At 52.0% G+C, this 1524-nt stretch carries 1 protein-coding gene; it reads right to left on the bottom strand.

Features of this window, described 5'->3' with window-relative positions:
• Nucleotides 1-126 precede the first annotated feature (126 nt).
• Nucleotides 127-1524 (bottom strand): hypothetical protein (locus ACQ76X_RS35815; RefSeq protein WP_438498652.1); only part of this gene is annotated, 1398 nt, incomplete at its 5' end.

Raw genomic sequence — 1524 nt, 5'->3', positions numbered from 1 at the left:
ATCGCAAGTGTCGTCCCTACAATCCAGACGATATCTCCCAGGGACAGTCCCAAAAATTGTACATCCTCACGGATATCGCCCATAAAGCTTGCCCGCAAGAGCTCATCTTCCCGGTCCTGATTCTCCTTATCCATTTCCATTCACCTGCCCTTTGTCTTTTGGTGTGCTCGCCGCTTGAGCTTTCGCCACTGTTTTAGTCGCCTGACTTTGCTTGTCTCGCTGCGTCTCATGTCGATGCAGCATTTCCTTCTGCAGTCTTTCAAAGCCCCCCATATCGAGTCCATGCAGTGGTGGCTGTCCATAGTTGACCGGTACCCGATCCTTAATGACATAGACCGCGCCGTCTTTCGCACGCCAGTATGGTGTGCGGTCTTTGCGATAGGTGTCATAAGCCTTCTGGAATTCGTTTAAATGTTCCTCGGGGACATAGACGTGAGACTCATCGTTAGCAAGTTCCAACACTTTGGCCAGCGCTTCCGATGTACTGGAACGTTCCCACTCCTCCAGCATGCTGGCAGCAAACTGAGAATAGCGCGGGAAGTTATACCGGATCTTCCGGGTGGTTTGGGCCATCATCCCCTCCAGCACTTCTGTGGCTTCTTCTAAATCATCATCCGGTAGCCACAGCGCTCCCTGCTCCAGCAGCAAATCTTTGACCCATGGGTATTCATCCGCACGGTCCTTTAGCGCATGGTACGCAGCAGAGGCTTGTGCCTCAGGCAGGTTCGCTCGCGTATATAGCGGCAGAGCCTCTTTAATTTGTTCCACTGCTTGCTTGGCCTCGGCAGAATCTTTCAGCTGTGTAATCTTTGGCGCATGGTTTAGATCCACAAATGCCCCATCCTTGTACATGCCCTCACGTACAGCTGATACATCAAAACCATCCTTCCCCAGCTGCGGCAGCATATCGAGTGTTTCTCCGGCCAGAATCAGCTCTCCGGTACTCTCGTCCCATGTAACATCTTCTTTGTATTCTTTCTTGAGTGAATTTAGCTTCTGGGTCAGTTTTTTGCGCTGAGCAACAGGTGCCTGCATGAGGGACACACTTCGAAATCCTTCCTCTCCCAGGACCGTGGAAATATTCAGCGCCGAGGATTTAATTTCAGACTCCCCAAAGGCCAATTCGTGCTCCACATCGACATGGACCTGCCCGCCCTCTTCAAGCCACTGCTCCGGCTCTTGATAGGCAATCCCTTGAACCGATTCAGACAGCCCCCCGCTAAGTGTGGACGCCAGTTTATCTTTGCCCACACTGCGCTGCGTACGCATGCGTTCTGCCGCACTCTGCATCCGTTTACTGGCCTCTTTCATGCTGAGCGCCTTCTTCTGCACGCCTTCCGAACCCATCCGTTTGCCCATGGAATCCAAAGTAGTCGAGGTCTTTTCTCCCCATTTCCCCATCGATTCCACCACGTTGGCTCCATTCAGGGTCATTGGATTTTGAGCCGCTCTCATCAGCGGTTTGATCCAGAAAAAGAAGAAGAACACAATCAAAGCAACCGCACTAAGGATGGCGAAGATGAT

This window comes from Paenibacillus sp. IHBB 3054 (assembly GCF_051594305.1).
Classification (GTDB): Bacteria; Bacillota; Bacilli; order Paenibacillales; family Paenibacillaceae; genus Paenibacillus_AQ.
Note: the sequence above shows the minus strand (reverse complement) of the source record. Positions and strands in the feature narration are given on the sequence as shown.